The organism is Microbacterium sp. zg-Y818 (genome assembly GCF_030246905.1).
Taxonomy (GTDB): Bacteria; Actinomycetota; Actinomycetes; order Actinomycetales; family Microbacteriaceae; genus Microbacterium.
Map to the genome: position 1 here is coordinate 1 of NZ_CP126741.1, position 26426 is coordinate 26426.

Consider the following 26426-nt stretch of genomic DNA (forward strand, 5'->3'; position numbering starts at 1 on the left):
GGCGAGGTTGCCTGATTAGCGTTGCCCCCGCACGTTATCCACAGGCCCGCCCCCTCCGAGTGCGGCGGGATGCCACGGCGCATCGACCCCCGGAGGCGCAATGTCACAGCACGATCTTCCAGACGTTCCGGTCTGGAGAGCCGTGCTCGGCGAACTCTCCCACGACGAGCGGGTGACCCCGCAATTGCAGGGATTCCTCAGCCTCGCGGTGGCGCAGGGCGTCATGAGCGGAACGCTGTACCTGGATGTGCCCAATGAGCTCACCGCCGCTCAGCTGAACAAGCGTCTGCGCGCGCCGATCATGGAGGCCCTCGCCCGGGTCGACGCGCAGCCGGCGGCATCGGCCTTTCGCGTGGTGGTCAACCCGGAGCTCGCCGACGCGCACCTGAGTGCACCCACGCCCCTGCAGCCGGTAGCGGCGCCCGTCATCGTGCGCAGTCCCATTGCCGAGGAACCCGAGCCGATCGCACCGCCGTCCCGCAGCGACACGCGGCTCAATCCGAAGTACACCTTCGACAACTTCGTCATCGGCCAGTCCAACCGTTTCGCGCATGCCGCCGCCGTGGCTGTGGCCGAAGCACCCGCGAAGGCGTACAACCCGCTGTTCATCTACGGCGACTCGGGTCTGGGCAAGACCCACCTGCTGCACGCGATCGGCGAGTACGGGCTGAGCCTGTACCCCGGCATCCGGGTGCGATACGTCTCGAGCGAAGAGTTCACCAACGACTTCATCAACTCGATCGCCAACAACCGCGGTGCCGCCTTCCAGGCACGCTACCGCGAAGTCGACATCCTGCTGATCGACGACATCCAGTTCCTGCAGGGGCGCGCCGAGACGCAAGAAGCCTTCTTCCACACGTTCAACCAGCTGCACGACCACGACAAGCAGGTCGTGATCACCAGCGACCTGCCGCCGCGGCTGCTCACCGGGTTCGAAGACCGCATGCGCAGTCGGTTCGAGTGGGGTCTGATCACCGACGTTCAGGCACCCGACCTCGAGACCCGCATCGCAATCCTCCGTAAGAAGGCGCAGTCCGAGCGACTTCTGGTGCCCGACGAGGTTCTCGAGTACATCGCCACCAAGGTCTCGTCGAACATCCGCGAGCTCGAAGGGGCGCTGATCCGCGTCTCGGCGTTCGCGAGCCTCAACCGCTCGTCGCTGGACATCTCCCTCGCACAGACCGTGCTGCGCGACATCATCGATCACGACGATGCCAACGTGGTCTCGCCCACCGACATCATCACGGCCACCGCACAGTACTTCCGGCTGTCGGTGGATGATCTCTACGGCTCAAGCAGGTCCCAGGCCGTCGCCACGGCCCGTCAGATCGCGATGTACCTGTGCCGTGAGCGCACGAGCCTGTCGCTGCCCAAGATCGGGCAGCTGTTCGGCAACCGCGACCACACGACCGTCATGTACGCCTACAAGAAGATCAGCGAACTCATGAAGGAGCGTCGCTCGATCTACAACCAGGTGTCGGAGATCACGACCCAGCTCGGTCGCAACGGCCGCTGACGGCCACTGCCGCACACCGCGGCCTGAACACCCCTGCGCGGGACGGGCCTCTCTTCGGGTACCCACGACGCATCGGCGCGGGCTCCCACCGCGCGGGCTCCCACCGCGCGGCACCCTCCCGCGCCGCCTCCCCCGTCGCCACGACGACGTCTTGCGCGCGCTCGCGCCCGCATTCCCCGCGGCGTATGTTCCACGCGGTTGCGCATGCCATCCGTCGGCGGTTGACAGGGCGCCTGTGGGGTCCCATCATCCAGTTCTACACAGTGTGGAAAACCTGTGGATAAATGTGAGACGCGCCGACACGATTGTGAGTGGATCCGGCCCGCCTGTGGATGACAAGAGTTTTGTGTCACCCCCCGACAACCCGCGGAATCACGCCAATCCTCACCGAATCCACAAGTCACACGGGTGTAGTTCGGTTGTGCCGACTGGGATCGACGAAGTTATCCACAGTTTCCACAGCTGTTAACAAGATGACAGAACCATCTCTATGAATTCCGGGTCCATCACCGTGTCCGCCGCTGCGCCGGCGTCTTCCGAGGCCGAGGCTTCGTGGCACTAGCATGGGAGGCCCTACCGCCATCAAGGGAGCACCAGTGAAGTTCCACGTCAATCGCGATGTCTTCAGCGAGGCCGTGTCGTTCGTCGTGAAGCTTCTGCCGCAGCGCAACCCGCAGCCGATCCTCGCCGGTGTGCTCATCGAAGCCACCGAGACCGGGCTGTCGCTGTCGGCTTTCGACTACGAGGCATCCGCCCGCACCACCATCGAGGCGACCGTCGACGACCCGGGCACGATCCTGGTTCACGGTCGACTGCTCGCCGACATCGCCAGCAAGCTCCCCAACGCTCCCGTGCAGATGAGCCTCGAAGAAGACGGCGGCATCCTGCTCACCTGCGGATCGGCGCGGTTCACCCTGTCGTCCATGCCGGTGCAGGAGTACCCCGCGATCCCCGAGGTCTCCGGAGAGTCCGGCCTCGTCCCCGCCGACGACTTCGCCACGGCGATCGCCCAGGTCGCCTTCGCCGCCTCGCGCGACGACGTGACTCCGGTGCTCACCGGCGTGCAGCTCGAGGTCTCGGGCACGCAGCTCAGCCTCGTCGCCACCGACCGCTACCGCGTCGCGCTGCGCGAGCTGCCGTGGGACGGCGGCTCGGCGGCGTCTGAAGAGACGACGACTGCGCTCGTGCCGGCGCGCACCCTGACCGAGGTCGGCAAGACCTTCGCGCACTCCGGCGACATCTCGATCGCCTTCTCCGGCACCGGCGACCGCGAGATCATCGCGTTCACCGCCGGCAACAAGACGGTCACGTCGCTGCTGATCAAGGGCAACTTCCCGCCCGTGCGCCGCCTCTTCCCCGAGCAGACCGAGCACCACGCGGTCGTCAACACCGCCGACCTCGTCGAGGCTGTTCGTCGCGTGTCGCTCGTGCTCGACCGCTCGGCGCCGCTGCGGTTCACGTTCACCGCCGACGGCGTCTCGATGGACGCCTCGGGTACAGAGCAGGCTCGGGCAACCGAATCGGTCGATGCCACGCTCGTGGGCGAAGACGTCACGCTGGGCCTGAACCCCCAGTACCTCATCGAGGCTCTCGGCGCCGTCCGCAGCGAGTTCACCCGCATCACGTTCACCTCCAGCGAGAACGCCAACAAGCTCAGCCCGGTGCTGATCACGGCGCAGACCTCGGTGGACAGGGCGGGCGAGGGGTCGTTCAAGTACCTGCTGCAGCCCAACCTGCTCCTGCGCTGACCTGCCGCCGCCCGGCGTCCTGTCGGACCGGCGAACTAAGGTGATTCGGTGATCGTCGAGCAGCTCAGCCTCGTGGACTTCCGCAATTATGCGGCGGCCGACGTCGCACTGACGTCGGGAGCGAACGTCTTCGTCGGCCGCAACGGCCAGGGAAAGACGAACCTCGTCGAGGCGATCGCGTTCCTGGCCACGCTGGGGTCGCACCGCGTCTCGAACGATGCCCCGATGGTGCGCGACGGCGCGGATGCCGCAATCGTGCGGGCGCGGCTCGCCCACGGGGAGCGCCGCGTGCAGCTAGAAGCCCAGGTCAACCGCCAGGGGTCGAACAAGGCACGGGTCAACGGAGCTCCGGTCAAGCCTGCCGAACTGCCGCGTTACGCGCAGGTGGTGCTGTTCGCCCCCGAAGACCTGCAGATCGTCCGCGGCGACCCGTCGGCCCGCCGCCGCTTCGCCGATCAGCTGCTGGTCCAGCGCAGTCCCCGCATGTCGGGAGTGCTCGCCGACTACGACCGCGTGCTCAAACAGCGCACTGCGCTGCTGAAGTCCGCGAAGGCGCGGGGCGTTCGCGGCGATGCCCTCGCGACCCTCGACGTGTGGGACGACAAGCTCGTCACCCTCGGCACGCAGGTGATCCGGGCCCGGCTGGCATTGGCCGCCGAGCTCACCCAGCCCCTCGTCGACGCCTACTCCTCCATCGCCGGCGCCGACCACAGTCCCGAACTCGTGTGGGCGCTGTCGGTGGACGGCGCCGACCCCGAAGAGGATGCCGCGTCAGCGGCGACGGCCTCCGATGCGTCCGCCGTCGAGGCGCTGTTCCGCTCCGCCCTCGCCGCACGCCGCACCGCCGAGCTCGAGCGCGGCCTCACCCTCACCGGGCCCCACCGCGACGACATGCTGCTGCGCGTGCGGGGTCTGCCGGTGAAGGGATATGCCTCGCACGGTGAATCGTGGTCGGTCGCGCTCGCACTGCGCCTGGCATCCGCCCATCTGCTGCGGGCGGAATCGCGCCTCGGCGACCCGGTGCTGATCCTCGACGACGTCTTCGCCGAGCTCGACGCCGATCGGCGCAGCCGCCTCGCCGGGCTCGTCGCCGACTACGAGCAGGTGGTCGTCACCGCTGCCGTCGAAGAAGACGTGCCGCAGGCGCTGCGTGCGCGGACCGTGCGCGTGGAGGCGGGTCGCATCCTGGAGGCGGACGATGCCTGATCCCGCGCGCATTCCCGAGACGATTGCCACGTACATGCGGCTGCGGGGCCTGGAGCCGACGCAGCGGTCGCGGCGCCGCCGGCGCCCCGCGACGAACGATGAGAACGCCCCTTTCACGCCGGGACGCGATCCGCACGGACTCGGCGACGTGGTCGCCGACCTCACCCGCGCTTCGGGGTGGAACTCGCAGCTGGCCCGCGAGGATCTGGTGCTGCAGTGGGAGCAGGTCGCCGGTGAGGAGACCGCGCGGCACGCATCTCCGGTGGCTTTGGGTGACGGCGTGCTCACGGTGCAGTGCGATTCGACCGCGTGGGCACGGCAACTCACCCTCATGCGCGCGACGATCGTCACCGAGATCGTGCGACGCTTCCCCGAGGCGGGGGTCTCGAGCATCCGCTTCGTGGGGCCGGACGTCCCCTCCTGGAAATGGGGTCGCAGAGCGATTCCAGGGCGGGGTCCCCGCGATACCTACGGTTGACCGACGATCTGGGCCATTCCGGCGGTTTTCGTCGCGCCACAGGGCCATTCACGCCGCGAGCGAGCGGCGAAACCCGATAGACTGGACGCTCACGCACGATCGATGTGGAGCGCTCGAAACATATGACGTCTCAGAATCCCGACAGCGTTTCCGAAGAACCCGAATCGCGTACGGCGCCGGCGCGGAACAGCGAGTACGGGGCAGATGAGATCCAGGTCCTCGAGGGCCTCGAGGCGGTCCGCAAGCGCCCCGGCATGTACATCGGGTCGACGGGTGAGCGAGGCCTTCACCACCTCGTGTACGAGATCGTCGACAACTCCGTAGACGAGGCTCTCGCCGGGTACTGCGACACCATCAACGTGACCATCTTGGCCGACGGTGGCGTTCGAGTCGTCGACAACGGCCGCGGCATCCCCGTGGACATCCACCGCGCGGAGGGCAAGTCCACCGTCGAGGTCGTCCTCACCGTCCTGCACGCCGGCGGCAAGTTCGGCGGCGGGGGATACGCCGTCTCGGGTGGTCTGCACGGTGTGGGCTCGTCGGTGGTCAACGCGCTGTCCAGCCGCCTCGAGGTCGAGGTCAAGCGTCAGGGCCACGCCTGGCGCCAGACCTACCGCGACGGCGGTGTTCCGCAGGCACCCCTCGCACAGGCCGAGGAGACCGACGAGACCGGCACGACGATCGAGTTCTGGCCGGATGACACCATCTTCGAGACGGTGCACTTCGACTACGACACGCTGCGCACCCGCTTCCAGCAGACCGCGTTCCTCAACAAAGGACTGCGCATCACGCTCCGCGACGAGCGCCCCGACTCGGTGTACACCGTCGATCTGCCTGACGGCACGTCGGAGGAGCACCAGCCGAATGACGACTTCCACTACGAGCGGGGCCTGGTCGACTACGTCGAGTACCTCAACAAGGTGCGCAAGGCAGAGGTCGTCAACGACGAGATCATCGAGATCGAGTCCGAGGACCGGGTGCGCCACATCGCCCTCGAGCTGGCGATGCAGTGGACCACGAGCTACACCGAGAACGTCTACACGTTCGCCAACACGATCAACACGCACGAGGGCGGCACCCACGAAGAGGGCTTCCGCGCCGCGCTGACCACGCTGGTCAACCGCTACGCGCGGGCGAACAACATGCTCAAGGAGAAGGACGAGAACCTCACCGGTGAGGACATCCGCGAGGGACTCACGGCAGTCATCTCGGTGAAGCTCTCCGAACCGCAGTTCGAAGGCCAGACCAAGACGAAGCTGGGCAACACCGAAGCGAAGGCGTTCGTGCAGAAGGTCGTGGGCGACAAGCTCACCGACTGGCTCGATCGCAACCCCGCTCAGGCCAAGCGTGTCATCGGCAAGGCCATCGACGCCGCCACCGCACGCCTCGCCGCCCGCAAGGCGCGCGAGACCGCACGCCGCAAGAGCGTCTTCGAGTCGGCATCCATGCCCGACAAGCTGAAGGACTGCACCAGCAAGGACCCGTCGATCAGTGAGATCTTCCTCGTCGAGGGTGACTCCGCCGGTGGTTCCGCCGTCAGCGGTCGCGACCCGGAGCGCCAGGCGATCCTGTCGCTGCGCGGCAAGATCCTCAACGTCGAGAAGGCGCGACTGGACCGCGCTCTCGGCAACGCCGAGATCCAGGCGATGATCTCGGCCTTCGGCACCGGCATCGGCGAGGACTTCTCCGTCGATAAGGCCCGCTATCACAAGATCGTGCTGATGGCCGATGCCGACGTGGACGGTCAGCACATCACGACGCTGCTGCTGACGATGCTGTTCCGCTACATGCGCGGGCTCATCGAAGCCGGCTTCGTGTATCTGGCCCAGCCGCCGCTGTACCGCCTGAAGTGGACGAACGCCGACCACGAGTACGTCTACAGCGACCGCGAGCGCGACGCGCTGATGACCGAGGGCATCGCCGCCGGCAAGCGCATCCCCAAGGACAACGGCGTGCAGCGCTACAAGGGTCTGGGCGAGATGAATGCCAAGGAGCTGTGGGAGACCACGATGGACCCCGAGACCCGCACCCTGCGGCAGGTGACCATTGACGATGCCGCCGCGGCGGATGAGATCTTCTCGGTGCTCATGGGCGAGGACGTCGAGGCGAGGCGCGGATTCATCCAGCGCAACGCCAAGGACGTGCGCTTCCTGGACATCTGAGCGCGGCACGAGCGAATCGAAACTGAGAAGACATGACTGACGACAAGCGCCCCGCCCCGATCGACGGGTACGAGCACGGCAACATCGACCAGGTCGACCTGCAGGTCGAGATGCAACGCAGCTATCTCGACTACGCCATGAGCGTCATCGTCGGCCGCGCGCTGCCCGACGTGCGCGATGGGCTGAAGCCGGTGCACCGCCGCGTGATCTACGGCATGTACGACGGCGGCTACCGCCCCGACAAGGCGTTCTCCAAGTGCGCCCGCGTCGTGGGCGAGGTGATGGGTCAGTATCACCCTCACGGTGACAGCGCGATCTACGACGCCCTCGTGCGCCTCGTGCAGCCGTGGTCGCTGCGGTACCCGCTCGCCGACGGCCAGGGCAACTTCGGATCCCCCGGAAACATGGGCGCCGCCGCTCCGCGATACACCGAGACCAAGATGGCCCAGCTCGCGCTGGAGATGGTCCGCGACATCAACGAAGAGACCGTCGACTTCGAGGACAACTACGACGGCCGCACGCAGGAGCCGTCGGTGCTCCCCGCGCGATTCCCGAACCTGCTCGTCAACGGCTCCGTCGGCATCGCGGTCGGCATGGCGACGAACATCCCGCCGCACAACCTGCGCGAGGTCGCCGCCGGTGCGCTGTGGGCGCTGGAGAACCCGGAAGCCACCCGCGAGGAGCTGCTCGAGGCGCTCATGCAGCACATTCCCGGCCCCGACTTCCCCACCGGCGCGCAGATCCTCGGCACCCGCGGCATCCGCGAAGCCCAGCGCACCGGACGCGGCTCGATCACGATGCGGGCCGTCGTCAGCGTCGAGGAACTGCAGGGACGCACCTGCCTGGTCGTCACCGAGCTGCCCTATCAGGTCAACCCCGACAACGTCGCCGCGAAGATCCGCGACCTCGCCCGTGACGGCAAGCTGAGCGGCATCGCCGACATCCGAGACGAGACCTCCGACCGCACGGGACAGCGCCTGGTGATCGTGCTCAAGCGCGACGCCGTGGCGAAGGTGGTGCTCAACAACCTCTACAAGCACACCCAGCTGCAGGAGAACTTCGGCGCCAACATGCTCGCCATCGTCGATGGCGTGCCGCGCACGCTGCCGCTGGACGGCTTCGTGTCGTACTGGATCGAGCACCAGGTCGAGGTCATCGTCCGCCGCACGCGCTATCGCCTGCGCGAGGCCGAAGACCGCATGCACATCCTGCGCGGCTACCTGAAGGCGCTCGACGCCCTCGACGACGTGATCGCGCTCATCCGCCGCTCGCCCACCGTCGACGAGGCCCGTGAGGGTCTGAAGGTGCTGCTGGAGATCGACGACCAGCAGGCGGATGCCATCCTGTCGATGCAGCTGCGTCGCCTGGCGGCCCTGGAGCGGCAGAAGATCGTCGACGAGGCCACCGAGCTCGAACTGAAGATCGCCGACTACAACAGCATCCTCGCGAGCCCGCTGCGTCAGCGCGAGATCATCCGCGACGAGCTCACCGGCATCGTGGACAAGTTCGGCGATGAGCGTCGCACGCACATCCTGCACGGGTTCGACGGCGACATGTCGGTCGAGGACCTCATCCCCGAAGAGGAGATGGTCGTCACCGTCACCCGCGACGGCTACATCAAGCGCACCCGCAGCGACAACTACCGCTCGCAGCACCGGGGCGGCAAGGGCGTCAAGGGCGCCCAGCTGCGGGCTGACGACGTCGTGGAGCACTTCTTCGTCACCACCACGCACCACTGGCTGCTGTTCTTCACCAACAAGGGCCGCGTCTACCGCTCCAAGGGCTATGAGGTGCCCGAGGCCGGGCGCGATGCCAAGGGTCAGCACGTGGCCAACCTGCTGGCGCTGCAGCCCGACGAGGAGATCGCCCAGATCCTCGACATCCGCGACTACTCCGCGGCGACGTACCTGGTGCTGGCCACCCGCGGGGGCCTGGTGAAGAAGACGCGCCTGACCGAGTACGACACCAACCGCCAGGGCGGCATCATCGCGATCCGCCTGCGCGAGGACGACGAGGTCGTCAGCGCGCTGCTCGTGGACGAGACCGATGACATCCTGCTCATCTCTCGTCACGGAATGTCGCTGCGCTTCACGGCGACCGACGAATCGCTGCGTCCGATGGGGCGCAGCACCGAGGGTGTGAAGGGCATGTCCTTCCGGGGCGACGACAGCCTGCTGTCGGCGTCGGTCGCCCACGACGACGGATACGTCTTCGTCGTGACCGAGGGAGGCTATGCCAAGCGCACCGCCATCGGCGAGTATCGGGTGCAGGGTCGCGGCGGTCTCGGCATCAAGGTGGCCAAGCTCAACGAGGATCGGGGAGAGCTGGCCGGCGGCCTCATCGTCAGTGAGGAGGACGAGGTCCTCGTGGTTCTTGCCAGCGGCAAGGTGGTACGCTCTGCCGTGGCCGAGGTGCCTGCCAAGGGCCGCGACACCATGGGCGTCGTGTTCGCACGACCGGACGACGACGATCGCATCCTGGCGATCGCTCGCAACGGCGAGCGTGGCCTGGCCCAGCGAGCCGAGGCGGCAGCGGATGCCGATGCGGCGGACGCCGAGCCCGCAGACGGGACCGCCTCCCCCGAGACCCCGGAAGAGAGTACTGACGCATGAGCACGGTAGCCGACAAGCTGGCTAAGAAGTCCTCCAGCAAGACCAGTTCCAAGCAGGTGCGACTGCGCCTGGTCTACGTGGACTTCTGGTCCGCGGTGAAGCTGTCGTTCCTGGCCTCGGTGGCGCTCGCGATCGTGACGGTCGTCTCGATCTTCCTGGTGTACCTGGTGCTCGAGGCCACCACGCTGCTGTCGAAGCTGGACGAGCTGTTCATGGCGTTCACCGACGGCACCGTCTCGCTCACCACGTTCATCGGACTCCCGCAGGTGATGGCGTTCGCCGCCGTCATCGCGATCCTCAACCTCATCGTCTTCACGGTGCTGGGTGCGGTCGTGGCGGGCATCTACAACCTGATGGTCAAGATCACCGGCGGCCTGCTCGTCGGATTCACCTCCAACTGACGCGCCCGACGCGACTCGGTTTCGTGAAACCGGGTCGCGTCGGGTAAAGTCTTGGAGGTTGCCGATGAGAAATCACGGCAGACGGGGCTATAGCTCAGGCGGTTAGAGCGCTTCACTGATAATGAAGAGGTCCCAGGTTCAAGTCCTGGTAGCCCCACAAAAACAAGCCCCGGGGCCTTAGCTCAGTTGGTAGAGCGCCTGCTTTGCAAGCAGGATGTCAGGAGTTCGAATCTCCTAGGCTCCACAGTCGAGAAGCGCCGCCCACATGGGCGGCGCTTCTCGTTTCGGCACCGACTCCGCGTCCCGGGCGAAACCCGTGCGGGCCGTACCCTAAACGATCAGCCCGCCGCCTCGCGACCACCCCCGACTGCTCCGCCTGCCTGGCTAGAGTCGCACGCATGCAACTTCGAGTCGCCGCCTACGCCGTCATCAGGGATGACGACGACCGCGTGCTGCTCGCGCACTGGAACGACAACGGCCGCTCGGGCTGGACGATGCCGGGCGGAGGCCTGGAGGCGGGGGAGGACCCGCAACATGCCGTGCGCCGCGAAGTGCGCGAGGAGACGGGCTACAAGGTCGCCGTCGACGACCTTCTCGGCATCCACTCCCGCGTCATCCCCGCCTCGCGTCGCCTGGAGGCCGCCGAGGACCCGCTGCACACCCTGAGGATCGTGTACTCCGCCCGTGTGACCGGCGGACGCCTGCGCGATGAGATCGGCGGATCGACCGATCGAGCGGAGTGGTTCCCGGTGCCGGGGGTGCGGCTGCTGCAGCGCCTGAAGCTCGTGGACATCGCGCTGAAGATGGCCGACGTCAGCTGAGGGGCGCCCCAGGCGGCGGCTCCGCGACGGAGATATCCGCCACGGTCGCCCCGTACGCCGCTATGAGGGCGTCTGCGTCGACGAACAGGCTGTAGCCGGGGGCACCGGCTCCCATGGCGATGCGTTTGCCCCTGATGCGCTCGTCGGCGAACACCGGCCAGTCCACGGTGCTGCCGATGGGAACGATCGTGCCGCGTGCGTAGCCGGTCGCGGCGAAGGCGTGCTCAGCGTCGGGGAGGCGCAGCTTGTTGACCCCCACGACGGCGCGGAGCTTGGGCCATGAGATCACCCGATCCCCGGGGACGAGAGCGAAGAGATAGGTGTCGTCGCTGCGCTTGACCACGAGGGTCTTGACGATGTCGGCCGGCCGGATGCCGAGCAGCTCGGCGGCCTCGGGCAGGCTGTGTGCGGCGGGTCGCTCCCGGAAAGACACCTCGAGCCCGCGCGCCTGTGCGGCGTCGCGGGCTCGAGAGAGACCGTCGGACGGTGTCGTCACGCGTCCGGTGCGCTCAGCGGGTCATCGGCCACCCACAGCTCGTCATCGGCGCGCAGCGTCTGCCAGGCGGCGTACGCGACGCCGAGCGCCGCAGAGATGGCCAGGATGATCGCGATGACGCTGCCGGCGCTCATGCTCTTCTTCGGCTCCGGAGCGACGACGGCGAGCTTCTTGGCGAACTTCTTCGCCGCGTCCTTGCTGTACTTGTCAGCCTTCTTGGAGTACTTCGACACGTCGGGGGCGGCGAAGCCGCGACCCGCGGCGACCCGCGCACGCGTGTCGTTGGCGGCGTCCCACACCGACATCGCCGAACCGACGACGGCGCCGGCTGCGGGAACGACCTTGTCGTTGAGCACCTGCCGCGACACCTTCGTGGCCTTGGAGACGTATGGGGCGGCGTACTGCCCGTACGCGCCGCTGATCACCGGCATGACGTTCTCGCGCTGGTAGTGGCCGAGCTGACGGCCGGCCTCCTTGGCGACGTTGGCCGCTTCCCCCACGAGAACCTGCTGAGATTCCCACAGGGTGTTCGCCTGCTTCTGGAGCTTGCGGAGTTCCTTCTTGCGCTTGCGGCTGAGGCTCACGAGGGGCCCTCCCTAAATCGCTCGGACACGTTTATCCATATCTTGCCAGACGACCCCACCCCCGGACGGGAGGGGTTGCACATAACTCTGCGAGAATGTACGACATGGCACTCCCCACAGCGGTCGCGACCCTGCACACCAACCACGGCGACATCGTCGTCAATCTCTTCGGAGACCACGCACCCCGTACGGTGCAGAACTTCATCGGCCTGGCCGACGGAACGGGCGCCTGGACCGACCCCGCCACCGGCAAGCCGGGCGAGGGTCCGCTGTACAAGGACGTGATCTTCCACCGCATCATCCCCGGCTTCATGATCCAGGGGGGCGACCCGCTCGGCAAGGGCGTCGGCGGCCCCGGCTACACGTTCGACGACGAGATCAACCCCGAGCTGACCTTCGGCGCGCCGTACCTGCTGGCCATGGCCAACGCGGGGCTGCGTCGCAACGCGATCACCGGCAAGGCCGAGGGCACGAACGGATCGCAGTTCTTCATCACCACCGACCCCACGCCGTGGCTCAACGGCAAGCACACGATCTTCGGCGAGGTCGCCGACGACGCCTCGCGTGCCGTGGTCGACGAGATCGCCAAGGTTCCCACCGCGGCCGGCGACCGCCCGGTCGAGCCCGTCGTGATCTCCTCCATCGACATCGCGGCCGTCTGAGCATCGGTCGACTCGGCGCGTGACCGCACCGGACTTCGGCGCCAATCCGGAGAACTTCTGCTACCGGCATCCTGACCGGCAGAGCTTCGTGCTGTGCCAGCGGTGCCTGCGCACGATCTGTCCTGAGTGTCAGACGCAGATGCCGGTCGGTGTGATCTGTCCGGAGTGCCTGCGCGACCAGCAGAAGGCGGCGAAGCCCACGCGCATGCCGTCGCGGCGGGCGGTCACGCGCGATCCCCGGCCGCTGGTGACGTATGCGCTGATCATCCTCACGTCGATCACGTACGTCCTGGCCCAGCTTCCGGTGGTCGGCGGCTACGTCTCGTCGTACCTGGCCTTCAACAGCGCCTTCGTCCTGCCGAGTCCCGCTTTCCAGCCGTGGCGGCTGCTGACGGTCACGCTCGTGCACGCGAGCCTCTGGCACGTCGCGCTGAACATGCTGGCGCTGTGGGCGCTGGGACGCAGCCTCGAGCCGCTGCTGGGTCGCGCGCGATTTCTGGCGCTGTACCTGCTGAGCGCGCTCGGCGGCTCGGTGCTGGTGGCGCTGCTCGCGCCGGGCACGTGGGTTGTGGGCGCGTCGGGTGCGGTGTGGGGCCTGCTGGGCGCCATGTTCGTGATCGGGCGGCACCTGGGCGCCAACGTGACCGCCATCGCGGTGCTGCTGGGGCTCAACCTCGTGATCACCTTCCTGCCGGGGTCGGGCATCTCCTGGCAGGCCCACATCGGCGGCGGCCTCGTGGGCGCGCTCGTGGGGATGATCTTCGCCCGCACGCGGGCCGAGCGTCAGCGGCAGCAGCAGATCTGGCTGCTCGTGGCCGTCGGAGTGGGATTGCTGGCGCTGCTGGTCATCCCCGCGCTGGTCTACGGATAGTTATCCACAGGTTCATCCCCAGCCTGGGGATGAATCACACCGGTGTAATTCACAGGTGTGGAGGGGGTGTGGAAGGGCGGCTCAGCGCCAGCGGGTCGTCATCAGGAAGCCGACGAACGCGATGCCGAAGCCGATCACGAGGTTCCAGGGGCCGATACCCGGAATGGGGAACTGCGTGCTGCTCAGGTAGAACACGAGCACCCACAAGAGGCCCAGGAGCATGAGCCCGAACATGATGGGCTTGAACCACACGGGATTGGGGGCGGGGTCGCCCTCGGGGCGCTCGGTGACGGGCTCGCCGGGCTTGTCGGAAGGTGCCATGCGGGCAAGTTTAGCCTCAGCGCCTTGTCATGCCGCTTCGTTAGGATGCAGACGTGTCCGACCCCGCCGCCCCGCCGCTTCGTCGTCGTCGTTCCGCCGCCCCGCGTGGCCGCGCGAGCGTCGTTGGCGTGATCGGTGAGATCCTCATGACCCTCGGCGTCGTGCTGCTGCTGTTCATGGCGTGGCAGCTGTGGATCGGCGATGCGATCATCGGCGAGCAGCGCCAGTCGCAGGCCCGCGAGATCACGCAGGAATGGGCGATGGGGGAGCAGGGGCAGACGGCCCCCGAGCCGACGCCCGATCCCAGCGCCGAGTCCGAGCCAGCGCCGGTGGAGCCGGTCGTCCCCGCCCCCGTGGGGGATGCCGAGGTGTTCGGCGCCCTTCACATCCCGCGGTTCGGAGACAGCTGGGTGTTCCCGATCGCCGAGGGGATCAGCAAGTCCCGCGTGCTCGACCCGATCGGGGTCGGCCACTATCCGGGGACGGCCATGCCGGGGGACATGGGCAACGTCGCCCTGGCCGCACACCGCTATACGCAGGGGGCGCCGTTCGAGCACGTTCCGTCGCTGCAGATCGGCGACGCGATCGTGCTTGAGACGCAGGAGGGGTGGTACACCTACCGCTTCCGGAACATGGAGTACGTGCGACCCGATGAGGTGGCCGTGCTCGAGCCCGTGCCGCAGCGTCCGGGCGTCGCCGCGGACGGGCGCTACCTCACGCTCACGACCTGCAGTCCGATGTGGTCCACGGCGGAGCGCCTCGCGGCGTATGCGGTGTTCGACTCATTCACTCCGCGTGCCGACGGCCCCCCGGAGTCCTTGGCAACCGTGGAAGGGGCCTGATGTACGCAGCGCTGTGGCGGATCCTCCCGGGCCCGTGGTGGGTCCGCGTGGTGATCCTGATTCTGCTGGCGGCGGCCGTCGTCTACGCCCTGTTCTTCCACATCTTTCCGTGGGTCTCCGAGCTGATCGCTCCCGAGGACGTCACCGTCCAGTGAGCGGCCGGGTGCTGGTCGTGGACAACCACGACAGCTTCGTGCACACCGTCATCGCCTACCTGCAGGAGCTCGGCGCGCAGGCATCCGTGGTCGAAGCGGACGAGATCCGCGATCCGGATGCCGCTATCGCCGGTTTCGCTGGCGTGCTCGTATCGCCCGGTCCCGGCACGCCGGCCCGTGCCGGGGCGTCGATCGCCGTCGTCCAGGCCGCGGCACGGGCGCAGATGCCGCTTCTGGGCGTGTGTCTCGGCCACCAGGCGATCGCGGCCGCCTTCGGCGCGGAGGTGGGGCATGCTCCCGAACTCGTCCACGGGATGACCAGCGCGGTGCACCACGATCACGACGCGCTCTACGCAGGGCTCCCCGACCCCTTCATCGCCGGTCGGTACCACTCGCTGGCGGTCACCGAGCGCACCCTCCCTGCCCAGCTGCGTGTGACCAGCCGCACCGATTCGGGCGTGGTGATGGGTCTGACCCACCGCACCCTCCCACTGGACGGCGTGCAGTTCCACCCCGAGAGCGTGCTCACCGAGGGCGGGTACCGGCTGCTGGGCAACTGGCTGGAGCGAGTGGGCGTGGCGGATGCCGCCGCGCGCGGCGCGGGCCTGCACCCGCATCGGGCACAGGGGGGCTAGGAGCCGGTGCAGTAGGTCAGCTCGACCGTGGAGTGGATCGGCACGTCGCCGGGTGCGAGGGACTGCGACAGCACCGTGGGACCCCCGGGTGTGGCGGGGCACGACGGGTCCTCCACGGGAAGCACCGTGAGCTGCAGGGCATCGGACTCGAGTTCGCGGGTGGCCGCGTCGAGCGTGTAGCCGGCGACGTTGACGAGCGTCACACTGCCGGTGGCGACCTCGAGGTTCACGACGGTGCCGCGTGGCACGTCGGCGCCGGCTTCGTACGAAGCCCACAGCACGAGACCTCGGGCGGCCGCGGGATCGTTGCGCTGCACGGCGCTGCCCAGACGCAGCCCTGCGTCGACCAGCGCCTGCTCTGCGGCGGCGCGATCGAGGCCTACCAGCGTGGGGACAGCCGTCGTCTCGACGCCGGTCGAGACGTACACATCGACGTCTTCCCCGACGGCGACCGATGTGCCAGCGGCCGGCTCCACACGGATCACGTTGCCCGCGGCGACGCTGTCGCTGCTCTCGTCGATGCGCTGCGGCTGCAGGTCGGCCGCGAGCAGTTGCTCCTCGGCACGGTCGTAGGACATGTCCACGACGTCGGGCACGATGCGGGCGTTGCTGGGCACGCCGGATCCGGGCGGGATCGTCACCACCCAGAACAGCACCGACACCAGCAGCACGGCGACGAGCACCACGCCCGCCCAGATCCAGGCGACCGGCGGACCGGACTGCGTGCGCGTCATCGTCGTGTCGGTGCTGAGCTGCCGGAGCGATCGCGCGGTGTCCTGCGCTTGCCTGGGGTCGGGGCCGTACAGCTCGTGAGTCAACGCGTCGACCTGGCGCCGGGACGGCCCCTTGCCGTCGACGGTGGCGTCGAGCGCCTCACGGAACCCCGCGGCATCCTGAAACCTCTGGAAGGGGTCCTTGGCCAGCGCCCGCAGCACGACGGCGTCGAGGGCGCGCGGCACGGTGGGGGTCACCTCGCTGGGGGCCAGCGGCGTCTCGCTGACGTGCTGGTAGGCCACGGCCACGGGGCTCTCGCCACGGAAGGGCTGGCGGCCGGTCAGCAGCTCGTACAGAACCACGCCGGTGGAGTACACGTCGGCACGCCCGTCGACGGGCTCGCCCTTGGCCTGCTCGGGGGAGAAGTAGGCGGCGGTGCCGAGGATCGCGGTCGTGTCGGCAACGGTCGACGAAGAGTCGGAGACCGCTCGGGCGATGCCGAAGTCCATGACCTTCACCTGGCCGGCGTCGGTCACCATGACGTTGCCGGGCTTGATGTCGCGGTGGACGACTCCCGCACGGTGCGAGTACTCCAGGGCTTCGAGGATGCCGTCGACGTAGCGCACCGCCGTGTCCACGGGCACCGGGCCCTCGGAGATGATGTCCTTCAGGAGCACCCCCTGGACCAGCTCCATGACGATGTAGGGAACCGGATGCACCGAGCCGTCCGGGTCGGTCTCGGTGTCCTCACCGGCGTCGTAGACCCGCACGATCGTGGGGTGCGACATGCGGGATGCCGCCTGCGCTTCGAGCCGGAAACGGGTGCGGAACGCGCTGTCCTCGGCGAGCTCGCGCTTGAGGATCTTGATCGCGACCGCGCGCCCCAGCGTGAGGTCGTAGCCCCGGTAGACGCGGGCCATTCCGCCGCGGCCGATGGGCTCGTCGACGCGGTAACGTCCCGACAGCACGCGCGGCTCAGCCGACACAGTCACCCCCTGAGTAGAACATCCAGCCTAGTCTCTCGGCCTCCGCCAACCTGGACGGGCGCCGAGGTCAGGGCTGGGTGTCGCCCTCGGTGTCGCCTTCGGCGGTCGGCTCGGGTGTGGGTGCTGCGGGCGCCTGGATCTGGGCGACAGCCTCGCCCGACGGGCCGGTGGTGCGCTCGCCGGCGCTGCCGCCGCTGCAGGTCACCGTGTAGGTGACGATCACGGACTCGTTGGCTGGACCGACCACTTGCAGCTGAGCGGCACGGTCACCGCCGCGGAAGGAGGCGGAAGACTGGCCGTTGACCGCGAAGACGCCGTTATAGGCAGTGAGGGTGTACGCGCTGACGCTGCCCTGACCCGAGGGGCAGGTGTACCCGGGCCAGGTGACCTGCACCGTGGCGTCGGGCTCGACCGTCGCCGGAAGCGACGGGGCGGCGGGGGCGCTGAGGGCCACCTGCGGGCCGTAGACGGTGAGGTCCACGACCGTACCGGCGGGAACGTTCGCCGTCGGGTTCACGCGGTAGACCTTGCCCTGGCTGCCCTCGTCGGGAGCGGCGTCGCCCTCGACGCAGTTGGCGCCGAGGCCCAGCTCGTCCAGCGCCGCGGACGCTTCGTCGCAGGACAGTCCCTCGAGCGCCGAGGCGTTGACGTTCACCGTGTCCGGAGTCGGCTCGGCGGACGGCGTCGTCGGCGTACGCGGCGGCTGGGCGCTGGACGTCGTAGACGCCGGCTCCTCGGAGTCGCCGTTGGACAGCAGCGCCCACACGGTGCCGCCCAGCACCAGCACCAGCAGCACGATGAGTGCGATGAGGGGCCACGTCCAGGGGCTGCGCTTGCGCTTGGGCTTGTCTTCGAGTTCGCCGTCGCCGGATGCCGCGTCGGCACCTGTCCCCATCGCCGTGGTGGCCGGGAGGATGCGCGTGGCATCCTGCGTCGACAGCCCCGGGTTGAGCAGCTGCGTCACCTCGTCGACGTCGGCGCCGCCGGCGATGGCCGGAACGGCCGCCGCGGCAGCGGCGACGTCGCCCCGGCGGAGCGCCGAGGCGGCCCGCGCGACGGCCGACGCCGTGGCGGGCCGATCTTCGGGCTTCTTGGCGATCATCGCCATGACGAGGTTCTGCACGGGAGCGGGGATCGTCGACGGCAGCGGCGGGGGCTGCTCGTTGATCTGCGCCATGGCGATCGCGACCTGCGATTCGCCGGTGAACGGGCGCTTTCCGGTCAGGCACTCGTACGCCACGATGCCGAGCGAGTAGATGTCGGTGGCCGGCGACGCCGCGTGCCCCGACGCCTGCTCCGGGGAGAGGTACTGCACCGTTCCCATGACCTGGCCGGTGGCCGTCAGCGGCACCTGGTCGGCGATGCGGGCGATGCCGAAGTCGGTGATCTTCACCCGGCCATCCGGGGTGATGAGCAGGTTTCCGGGCTTGATGTCGCGGTGCACCAGGCCCGCGGCGTGCGCCGCCTGCAGGGCCATCGAGGTCTGCGCGACGATGTCGAGCGTCTTGTCGACGGGCAGCGACCCCTCGCGCTCGAGGATGGTCGACAGGGCTTCGCCGGGAACGAGTTCCATGACGAGGAAGGCGCTGCCGTTCTCCTCGCCGTAGTCGAACACGCTCGCGATGCCCTCGTGGTTGACGAGGGCCGCGTGCCGGGCCTCGGCGCGGAAGCGCTCGAGGAACCCGGGGTCGCCCATGTACTCGTCTTTGAGGATCTTGATGGCGACGGTTCGGCCGATGACGTGGTCGGTGGCCTCCCACACCTCGCCCATGCCGCCGATCGCGATCCGCGAGTCCAGCTCGTATCGGCCGCCGAAGGTCACTCCCTGCGTCGGTCTCATCTGCTCAGCACCGCCTCCATGACCTTTGCCGCGATCGGAGCCGCGATCCTGTTGCTGCTGCCTGACTGTCCGAGCCCGCCGCCGTCCTCGATCACGACGGCCACGGCGACCTCAGGGTCGTCGGCCGGAGCGAATCCGGTGAACCACAGCGTGTAGGGATCGTCCACTCCGTTTTCTGCGGTGCCGGTCTTCCCGGCGACGTCTACGCCGTCTATTGTTGCACCGCTCGCGACCCCGGATTGGACATCCGCGACCATCATCGTGGTCATCGCCGCGGCGAGGTCCGCTGAGAGGGCGCGACCGAACTCCGTGTCGTCGAATCTCTGCTGCTCGGTGAAGTCGGCGGCGATGATCGCATCGACCATGCGGGGATTCATGACCACTCCTTGATTGGCGATGCCGGCCGAGACCATGGCCATCTGCAGCGGCGTGGCGCGCACGTCGCCCTGGCCGAACCCCGACAGGGCGGTCTGTGCGTCGTCGAGCGCCGGGGGATAGACCGAGGGCGTGGACTCCAGCGGGAGCGAGAACGAGGTGCCGAAGCCGTACTTCTCGGCCTCCTCGAGGATGACGTCGTCGCCCAGCTCCACGGCCAGTTCGGCGAACGGGATGTTGCAGCTGAGGCGCAGGGCGTCGGCGATGGTGACCGTCTCGCCCTCGCCGCAGGTGCCGCCCCCGGCATTGCGCACGATGCTCGAGGACTGCGGAAGCGTGTAGGTCGCCGGGTTGGGGAGGGTCGACTGCGCGGTCCACTCGCCGGTGGACAGGGCGGCGGATGCCACGACGAGCTTGAACGTCGACCCCGGCGGGTTCAGGTTGCCGGCGATCGCCCGGTTGTCCAGCGGCTTCAGCGGGTCGTCCTCGAGCGCGGTGTAGGCCGCCTCGACGGCGGCCGTGTCGTGCGAGGCCAGCAGGTTCGTGTCGTAGCTGGGGCTCGAGACCATCGCCAGGATGCGCCCCGTCGAGGGCTCGATGGCCACCACGGCGCCCCGCAGGTCGCCGAGGGCGTCGTAGGCGGCGCGCTGCACCGCGGCATCCAGGCTCAGGACCACGTTGGACCCGCGCGGCTGCTGACCGGTGATGATCTGCTCGATGCGCGAGAGGAACTGCGAGTCGGCGGTGCCGCTGAGCTCCTGGTTCATGGCGCGCTCAATGCCGGTGGCCGAACCCAGCACCGGGTTGATCCATCCGGTGACGGGCGCCCACATGTCGGGATCGGTGTAGACCCGCTGCCAGGCGTAGAGGTCGTCGCTGGGCACGGACATCGCGATCGCGGCGCCGCTGGCGATGATCGACCCGCGCTGCACCTCGAAGGTGTCGTACAGGGCGCGGCGGTTCAGCGGGTTGTCGCCGAGGGCATCGGCCTGCACCACCTGGATGACACTGGTCGATGCGAACAGCGCCAGGAACATCGCCAGCACCAGCATCGACAGTCTGCGCAGCTCTTTGGTCATCCGATCACCACCCGGGGACGGCTGCGCACGGCGTCCGAGATGCGCAGCAGCAGGGCCACGATGATCCAGTTCGCCACGAGCGACGAACCGCCGGCAGCGAGGAAAGGAGTCGTCAGGCCGGTGAGCGGGATGATGCGCGTGACGCCGCCGACCATGATGAACACCTGCAGGGCCAGCGTGAACGACAGGCCGGTGGCCAGCAGCTTGCCGAAGTCGTCCTGCCCGGCCAGTCCGATGCGGATGCCGCGACTGGTGAAGATCATGTACAGGCACAGGATGGCGAAGACGCCGATGAGCCCGAGCTCCTCACCGAGGCTCGGGAAGATGTAGTCGCTCTGCGACAGCGGTGTGAGCCACGGGCGTCCCTGTCCGAGCCCGGTGCCCAGCAGGCCGCCCTGCGCGAGCCCGAAGATGCCGTTGGCCAGCTGGTAGGTCCCGGCGCCGGCTTCGTACAGCTCCGGGTCGAAGGCGTTCAGCCAGTTCTCGAACCGGCCGCCGACGTACGGCAGCGCGCGCGAGGCGAGGAACGCGCCGCCCGCGGCGAGGATCAGCCCGATGAGCACCCAGCTGGTCTTGCCCGTGGCGACGTAGAGCATGGCGACGAACATGCCGAAGATGAGCAGCCCCGTGCCGAGGTCGCGCTGCAGCACGATGATGCCGAGCGAGCCCAGCCAGATCACCAGCAGCGGCCCGAGCTCGCGGGCGCGGGGCCAGGTCATGCCGAGGAACCGCGTGCCGACCGAGGTCAGCGACTCCCGCGTGCGCACGAGGTAGCCGGCGAAGAAGATCGCCAGGGCGATCTTCGCGAGTTCGCCCGGCTGGAAGGAGAAGATGCCGAGATTCACCCACACATCGGCGTTGGCGTCCGCCCCGAGCCCGGGGATGATCGGCAGGAGCATGAGCAGGATGCCGACGAAGCCGAAGACGTAGGTGTAGCGGAAGAGCACCCGGTAGTTGCGCAGGGCCACCACCACGGCGATCGCGGCGACGAGCGCGATCGCGGTCCATGCAAGCTGGCGGGTCGAGGTGGCAACCCAGCCGTGGAGGTCGTAGTGCAGGTCGATCCGGTAGATCATCGCGATGCCCAGGCCCGTGAGGACCGTCGCGATGGGGACGACGAACGGATCGGCGGCGGGGGCCACGAGGCGCAGCACGATATGCAGCGCCAGCACCAGAGCGGTGAGCCCGCCGCAGTAGATGAGGAATTTGGGATCGATCGCGCCGTTCGCGCCCAGCTGCACCAGGGCGAGCGCGGCGGCGTTGAGGGCGAAGGCGAAGAGCAGCAGCCACAGCTCCCGGTTGCGCTGCGTCTGCGGCATCCGGAGCTTCCGCAGCGCCTTGACGACGGTGGTGTCGGCCGTGACGTCGGGGGAGGCGGTCATGGCGTGGCCTCCGTCGTCTCGCGAAGCTGGGCGACGATGCGCTGCGCGTCGGTCAGCGACGAGGCCGAGATCGTCTCCTCGACGCTGTCGCGCACGAAGGCGGGCAGATCGTCGAGGTCGATGCCGGTGTCGGCATACGGCGTCGACAGCGAGATCGGTCCGATGGTCTGCTGGATGCCGCGGTAGACCACCACGGTGTCGGCGTCGGCGCCGACGTAGAACCGGGTCTGCGTCCACGAGTACGCACCGACCAGCGCGAGCGCGAGGGCGAGGAGCACGCCCACGAGCGAAATGACCCACCAGACGCGTCGGCTCTTCGCCCGGCGGCGATCCTCCTCGATGAGCTCTTCGAGGAACTCCGCAGCCGGCTCGAAGTGCGTGGGGTCGTTGGGCGCCTGCCGTACGGCGTGCAGCCACCCCGACCGGGTGGAGCGGGCGGCGGGTACCTCGACGCCGGTGGGGTTCGAGGCGGATCCGACGACCGTGGGGGTGCCGATGAAGACCGGGTGCTGCCCGCCGACGTCGACCAGCACGATCGTGACGTTGTCGGGTGCGCCGCCGTCCAGGGCCTGGCGCAGAAGGGTGTCGGCGGTGCGGCCCGGCGGCAGGCCCTGCCCGAGCGCCTTCGCGGTCTGCGCGTCGTCGACGACGCCCGAAAGGCCGTCCGAGCACAGCAGCCACCGGTCGCCGGGCTGGGTGGGCATGATGAACGTGTCGAGTTCGGGGTCGGCGTCGGTGTCGCCCAGCACGCGCATGAGCACGGAGCGGCGGGGGTGGTACCGCGCCTCCTCCGGAGTGATGCGCCCGGAGTCCACCAGCCGCTGCACGAACGTGTGGTCGGTGGTGATCTGTGTCAGCGTGCCCTCACGGTAGAGATAGACCCGCGAGTCGCCGATGTGGGCCAGCACCGCGTAGTCGTCGACCATGATCAGCGCGCTGACGGTGGTGCCCATGCCCGCGAGCTCCGGCTGCGCCTTGACCGTCTCGATCAGCCGTGTCGCGGTGTCGGCGATCGCGTCGCGCAGCGCCCGCTCGGCATCCGAGGGGGAATCGTACGAGTGGTCGAGGGCGGAGAGGCGGTTGATGGCGATGCTCGAGGCGACGTCACCGCCGGCGTGACCGCCCATACCGTCGGCGACGGCGAACAGGTTCGATCCCGCGTAGCCGGAGTCCTGGTTGTTGGAGCGCACCTTGCCGGTGTGCGATATCGCCACGCTCGAACCCTGGAACACCATGCGCCGACGTTCCGCTTACTTCCGCAGCTCGAAGGTCGTCGCGCCGACCTTGATGGGGGCGCCGACCTTGATCGCGACGGGGGCGGCGACGCGCTGCCCGTCGTGCCACGTGCCGTTGGTGGAATCGAGGTCCTGGATCATCCACTGGTCGCCCCACAGCACGAGACGTGCGTGGTGGCTGGAGGTGTAGTCGTCGCGGATCACGAGGCCGGACTCGCTGGAGCGGCCGATCGTGAGCGGCTCGTTGCCCAGCGGGAGCTCGAGGCCCGCCTTCGGGCCGCTGGTGACGACGATGCGCGTGACGGTGCCGGTGGTGGCCGGACCGCCCGCCTTCGGAGAGGGCGATGCCGGCTTGCCGCCGGTGGGGGCCGCGTTCCTATCCGCCACCGGGGTCGTGCCGCCGGGGGTCGTCGTGCCCGAGGCGGCAGCGGCCGCCGCGGGCTCCGGGAGCTTGCGCACCTTCACACCGAACAGATCCGCGCGCAGCGAGTAGATCACCGCGAACACGAAGAACCACAGCACCAGGAGGAATCCGATGCGCAGCAGCAGCAAGGTCAGCTCACTCATCGGCACCCCGTCGCACGTCGTAGGCGCGGGTGGCGTCCGCCGGGCGCGCGGGGCGGGTCGGCTGGGCCTGTGCCACTACCCGGAAGACGATGTCGGTGCGGCCGATCGTCACGGTCGAGTCCGGCGGCAGAGGCGCCTCGGTCACCCGCCGACCGTCGAGCTTGGTGCCATTGGTGGAACCGAGGTCGCGCACCATGGCGCGTTCGCCGTCCCAGAGGATCTCGACGTGCTTGCGGCTGGTGCCGGCGTCGGGAATGGTGATGTCGGCGTCGCTGCCGCGGCCGATCACCGTGCGGCCCTTCACCAGCGGATGCCGGGTGCCGTTGATGTCGATGACGCCGCGCCACGCCACGCTGCCCTGCGCGGTCTGCGAGTCGACGCGCAGGGTGCCGGTCGTGAGCTGGTCGTCGCGCGTGACCGAGATCGACACCGGTCCGGCGAACGAGTAACCCTGCGCGCGGGCGTGCTGGGCCACGAGGGTGTCGAGCTCTTCGCCCAGGGTGCTGCCGAACGAGCGCATGCGCTCCTCGTCACTCGGTGCCAGTCGCACGGTGAACGTGTTCGGCGCCAGGATGCGGTCGCGGCTGACGACGGCGGCCTTCGCGTCGAGCTCGGCGCGAAGCGCCGAGGCGATCTCGACGGGTTGAACGCCGCTGCGGAAGGTCTTCGCGAACGCGCCGTTCACAGCGCGTTCGAGCCCCTTCTCGAAGCTGTCAAGTAGTCCCACGCGACTCCTCAGGCAGGCAGACCGGTCGCTACATGCTAGTTGCACCGGCTGGGAGAACGTCATTTCGGGGTTCCTGGCTTCGCGAATGGCGGCCCCTGGCGGCATCCCCGCTGTACTCGGAGGCGGTGCAGGCGCGAAAGGCACCCCCGGAGTCGTGATATTCTCGGGAAGTTGAGTCCGCGCATGCGCGGCTCGCGCGAGTGGCGGAATAGGTAGACGCGCTGGCTTCAGGTGCCAGTGCCCGCAAGGGCGTGGGGGTTCAAGTCCCCCCTCGCGCACAACACGAAGAAGGGCCCCCGGACCGGGGGCCCTTCTTCTTTTGCCCGCGGCGGCCGCCAGCCGGGGCGCCTCGGTGAGCCGCGCCGGTCTCATGGATCGGGGCGGGCGGGGCGGACCGTGCCACCGCGGCATGCACCTGTGACGGACGGACGGGCGTGCGGAGGCCGTGCAGTAGGGTGAGGGCTCATTCGGAGGGGAAGGGCGGAACGTGACCGACGGGTGGGGCCGGCGGGGCGGTGACCGCCAGCGGGCGGGCGGGATCGCGCGGGGGACGAGATGAGCGTCGCGGATGCCGCGGCGCGCGGCGGAGCGGTGACGCTCGCCGGTCAACTGCTCCGTTTCGGTGTGCAGGCGATCGGCATCTTCGTGCTCGCACGTCTCATCGATCCCGCGGACTTCGGTGTCTTCGCGATGGTGGTGGCGGTGGTGGGCATAGCGACCGTCGTCGGGGACTTCGGCCTCTCGATGGCGGCGGTGCAGTCGCGCACGATCACGCACCAGCAGCGGAGCAACCTGTTCTGGACGAACAGCCTGCTCGGGGCCGGGCTCTGCCTGGCCGGCGTGCTGGGCGCGCCGGCGCTGGCGGACTTCTACGGCAACGAGGACGTCGACCCGATCATGCGTATGCTGTCGCTCACGCTCTTTCTGTCGGCGGTGACCGCGCAGTTCCGCGCGGAGCTGTCGGTTCAGATGCGATTCGGGTGGATCGCCGCCGCGGACGTCGCCGCAGCAGCCGTGGCTCTGGCATCAGCGATCATCATTGCGCTGCAGGGTGGTGGCACGTGGGCGCTCGTCGGGCAGCAGATCGCGCTGGTGGTGGTGCCGGTGCTAATCCTGCCGCTCGCCGCCCGCTGGGTCCCGGGCCGGCCCCGCCGGGACGAGGGCATGGGCGCCCTCTATCGCTATGGCGCGAACACGCTGGGGGTGCAGCTGTTCTCGTACGCCACGTCGAACGTCGACAGCATCCTGATCGGACGCGTGTGGGGCGCGGCTCCGCTAGGGGCCTACGACCGCGCGTACCAGCTCTTCCGACTGCCGATGACCCAGATCGCCGCACCCATGACGCGCGTCGCCCTTCCAGTGCTCTCGCGCGTGCAGACCGACGAGCGGTTCACCGCTTACGTGCACAAGGGTCAGCTGATCCTGGCCTACTGCTTCGGCGGCATGTTCCTGCTGCTCGCGGCCGTCGCGGACCCGCTCACCGAACTGGTGCTCGGCCCCGGGTGGGACGCGGTGGTACCGATCTTCGCGGTGCTCGCGGTCGGCGGCGTGTTCCAGGGCATCGGTTTCGTCTATCACTGGGTGTTCCTCTCGCTCGCGCTCACGGGACTGCAGCTGCGGTGGACTCTGATCGGTCGCTCGGCGATGGTGGCGATGATGGTCGTCGGAGTGGCGTTCGGCCCGGTGGGGGTGGCTGTCGGGTCGACGGTCGGGCAAGTCGTGATGTGGGCGCTGACGACGCGGTTCCCCCTGCGCCGCACCGGCATCGCCGCGGCTCCGCTGCTGCGGATCGCTGGTCGCCCCCTTCTTCTCTTCGCGCCGGTGAGCGCGGTGTGCTTCACCCTTTCCGCGACGCTGCTGTCCAGCTGGAGCGCCCTGGGGCAGCTCAGCGTGCTCGTGGGCATCTTTGCGTCCTGGCTCGCCCTCTGCCTCGCGGTGTGGCCTGGCGTGCGCGCGGATCTGCACCAGCTCGGGAACGTCCTGCGTCGCATCCGCTACCGCTGACGGCTGG

The 26426-nt window shown here is 68.7% G+C and carries 24 protein-coding genes and 3 tRNA genes; 17 read left to right on the plus strand and 10 right to left on the minus strand.

The genetic code is table 11. The features are described from left to right. Positions 1–100: 100 nt before the first annotated feature. From dnaA to QNO21_RS00050, 10 genes are all read left to right on the plus strand, one after another. A complete protein-coding gene (gene dnaA, locus QNO21_RS00005; protein WP_257514157.1) occupies positions 101–1516 on the plus strand; it encodes a chromosomal replication initiator protein DnaA in 1416 nt (471 codons plus the stop codon). Between the two features lie 596 nt (positions 1517–2112). Beyond that, positions 2113–3264 (plus strand): DNA polymerase III subunit beta, encoded by a 1152-nt coding sequence (gene dnaN / locus QNO21_RS00010; RefSeq protein WP_257514158.1) that lies wholly within the window; start codon positions 2113–2115, stop codon positions 3262–3264. A 48-nt stretch (positions 3265–3312) separates the two neighbouring features. Then, positions 3313–4470, plus strand: coding sequence for a DNA replication/repair protein RecF (recF, locus tag QNO21_RS00015; RefSeq protein WP_257518641.1), 1158 nt, complete (start codon positions 3313–3315; stop codon positions 4468–4470). Then, positions 4463–4948: a DciA family protein gene (locus QNO21_RS00020; protein ID WP_257518642.1), complete on the plus strand. Its 486-nt coding sequence runs from the start codon at positions 4463–4465 to the stop codon at positions 4946–4948. The genes recF and QNO21_RS00020 overlap by 8 nt, the downstream gene beginning before the upstream one ends. A gap of 122 nt (positions 4949–5070) precedes the next feature. Further along, positions 5071–7110, plus strand: a complete 2040-nt coding sequence (gyrB, locus tag QNO21_RS00025; RefSeq protein ID WP_257518643.1) for a DNA topoisomerase (ATP-hydrolyzing) subunit B — start codon at positions 5071–5073, stop codon at positions 7108–7110. Positions 7111–7142: 32 nt separating this feature from the next. After that, positions 7143–9722: a DNA gyrase subunit A gene (gene gyrA, locus QNO21_RS00030; RefSeq protein ID WP_257518644.1), complete on the plus strand. Its 2580-nt coding sequence runs from the start codon at positions 7143–7145 to the stop codon at positions 9720–9722. After that, positions 9719–10123, plus strand: coding sequence for a DUF3566 domain-containing protein (locus QNO21_RS00035; protein ID WP_257518645.1), 405 nt, complete (start codon positions 9719–9721; stop codon positions 10121–10123). Before gyrA ends, QNO21_RS00035 begins: the two co-directional genes overlap by 4 nt. Before the next feature lie 83 nt (positions 10124–10206). Next, positions 10207–10280: transfer RNA gene (locus tag QNO21_RS00040), tRNA-Ile, on the plus strand. A gap of 14 nt (positions 10281–10294) precedes the next feature. Further along, positions 10295–10367, plus strand: a tRNA-Ala gene (locus tag QNO21_RS00045). 154 nt (positions 10368–10521) lie between these two features. Further along, positions 10522–10944 carry an NUDIX hydrolase gene (locus QNO21_RS00050; protein WP_257516768.1) on the plus strand — a complete coding sequence of 141 codons (423 nt, stop codon included), beginning with the start codon at positions 10522–10524 and terminating at the stop codon, positions 10942–10944. Here the strand turns inward: QNO21_RS00050 and QNO21_RS00055 are convergent. Both QNO21_RS00055 and QNO21_RS00060 read right to left on the minus strand, forming a co-directional pair. Beyond that, positions 10937–11440, minus strand: a complete 504-nt coding sequence (locus QNO21_RS00055) for an aminoacyl-tRNA deacylase (RefSeq protein WP_257516767.1) — start codon at positions 11438–11440, stop codon at positions 10937–10939. The two genes, QNO21_RS00050 and QNO21_RS00055, sit on opposite strands and share 8 nt — an antisense overlap. Continuing rightward, positions 11437–12024 (minus strand): DNA helicase, encoded by a 588-nt coding sequence (locus tag QNO21_RS00060; protein ID WP_257516766.1) that lies wholly within the window; start codon positions 12022–12024, stop codon positions 11437–11439. Before QNO21_RS00060 ends, QNO21_RS00055 begins: the two co-directional genes overlap by 4 nt. A gap of 104 nt (positions 12025–12128) precedes the next feature. On the opposite strand from QNO21_RS00060, the gene QNO21_RS00065 reads away from it, so the two are divergent. Both QNO21_RS00065 and QNO21_RS00070 read left to right on the plus strand, forming a co-directional pair. Further along, entirely contained in the window at positions 12129–12686 is a 558-nt protein-coding gene (locus tag QNO21_RS00065) for a peptidylprolyl isomerase (RefSeq protein WP_257514061.1), read from the plus strand. Positions 12687–12705: 19 nt separating this feature from the next. Then, positions 12706–13557, plus strand: a complete 852-nt coding sequence (locus tag QNO21_RS00070) for a rhomboid family intramembrane serine protease (protein ID WP_257518654.1) — start codon at positions 12706–12708, stop codon at positions 13555–13557. Between the two features lie 81 nt (positions 13558–13638). Here the strand turns inward: QNO21_RS00070 and QNO21_RS00075 are convergent, their stop codons facing one another. After that, positions 13639–13878, minus strand: coding sequence for a cell division protein CrgA (locus QNO21_RS00075; RefSeq protein ID WP_257514059.1), 240 nt, complete (start codon positions 13876–13878; stop codon positions 13639–13641). A 53-nt stretch (positions 13879–13931) separates the two neighbouring features. Between QNO21_RS00075 and QNO21_RS00080 the strand changes: the two genes are divergently transcribed. Genes QNO21_RS00080 through QNO21_RS00090 form a run of 3 tightly spaced genes read left to right on the plus strand, consistent with a single transcriptional unit; the run spans position 13932 to position 15510 of the window. Continuing rightward, positions 13932–14720 (plus strand): class E sortase, encoded by a 789-nt coding sequence (locus QNO21_RS00080; protein WP_257518655.1) that lies wholly within the window; start codon positions 13932–13934, stop codon positions 14718–14720. Continuing rightward, on the plus strand, positions 14720–14875 hold the full coding sequence (locus QNO21_RS00085) for a hypothetical protein (protein WP_257517476.1): 156 nt from the start codon (positions 14720–14722) through the stop codon (positions 14873–14875). Before QNO21_RS00080 ends, QNO21_RS00085 begins: the two co-directional genes overlap by 1 nt. A gap of 17 nt (positions 14876–14892) precedes the next feature. Further along, positions 14893–15510 carry a glutamine amidotransferase-related protein gene (locus QNO21_RS00090; protein ID WP_374211403.1) on the plus strand — a complete coding sequence of 206 codons (618 nt, stop codon included), beginning with the start codon at positions 14893–14895 and terminating at the stop codon, positions 15508–15510. Here the strand turns inward: QNO21_RS00090 and pknB are convergent. The 7 genes from pknB to QNO21_RS00125 form a co-directional block, all read right to left on the minus strand. After that, entirely contained in the window at positions 15507–17210 is a 1704-nt protein-coding gene (gene pknB, locus QNO21_RS00095; protein ID WP_257518668.1) for a Stk1 family PASTA domain-containing Ser/Thr kinase, read from the minus strand. The two genes, QNO21_RS00090 and pknB, sit on opposite strands and share 4 nt — an antisense overlap. A 67-nt stretch (positions 17211–17277) precedes the next feature. Beyond that, complete coding sequence (locus tag QNO21_RS00100) at positions 17278–19050, minus strand: serine/threonine-protein kinase (RefSeq protein ID WP_257518657.1); 1773 nt, start codon at positions 19048–19050, stop codon at positions 17278–17280. Beyond that, the gene (locus QNO21_RS00105) at positions 19047–20504 is read right to left on the minus strand and encodes a peptidoglycan D,D-transpeptidase FtsI family protein (RefSeq protein ID WP_257518658.1); all 1458 of its coding nucleotides are present in this window, start codon (positions 20502–20504) and stop codon (positions 19047–19049) included. The genes QNO21_RS00100 and QNO21_RS00105 overlap by 4 nt, the downstream gene beginning before the upstream one ends. Beyond that, complete coding sequence (locus QNO21_RS00110; RefSeq protein ID WP_257518659.1) at positions 20501–21886, minus strand: FtsW/RodA/SpoVE family cell cycle protein; 1386 nt, start codon at positions 21884–21886, stop codon at positions 20501–20503. Before QNO21_RS00110 ends, QNO21_RS00105 begins: the two co-directional genes overlap by 4 nt. Next, entirely contained in the window at positions 21883–23121 is a 1239-nt protein-coding gene (locus tag QNO21_RS00115) for a PP2C family protein-serine/threonine phosphatase (RefSeq protein ID WP_257518660.1), read from the minus strand. Before QNO21_RS00115 ends, QNO21_RS00110 begins: the two co-directional genes overlap by 4 nt. A gap of 15 nt (positions 23122–23136) precedes the next feature. Beyond that, positions 23137–23688 (minus strand): FHA domain-containing protein FhaB/FipA, encoded by a 552-nt coding sequence (locus tag QNO21_RS00120; protein WP_257518661.1) that lies wholly within the window; start codon positions 23686–23688, stop codon positions 23137–23139. After that, the gene (locus tag QNO21_RS00125; protein ID WP_257518662.1) at positions 23681–24415 is read right to left on the minus strand and encodes an FHA domain-containing protein; all 735 of its coding nucleotides are present in this window, start codon (positions 24413–24415) and stop codon (positions 23681–23683) included. Before QNO21_RS00125 ends, QNO21_RS00120 begins: the two co-directional genes overlap by 8 nt. Before the next feature lie 194 nt (positions 24416–24609). Between QNO21_RS00125 and QNO21_RS00130 the strand changes: the two genes are divergently transcribed. Beyond that, positions 24610–24693, plus strand: a tRNA-Leu gene (locus QNO21_RS00130). A gap of 277 nt (positions 24694–24970) precedes the next feature. Then, positions 24971–26419: a lipopolysaccharide biosynthesis protein gene (locus QNO21_RS00135; protein WP_257515141.1), complete on the plus strand. Its 1449-nt coding sequence runs from the start codon at positions 24971–24973 to the stop codon at positions 26417–26419. Positions 26420–26426: the final 7 nt, after the last annotated feature.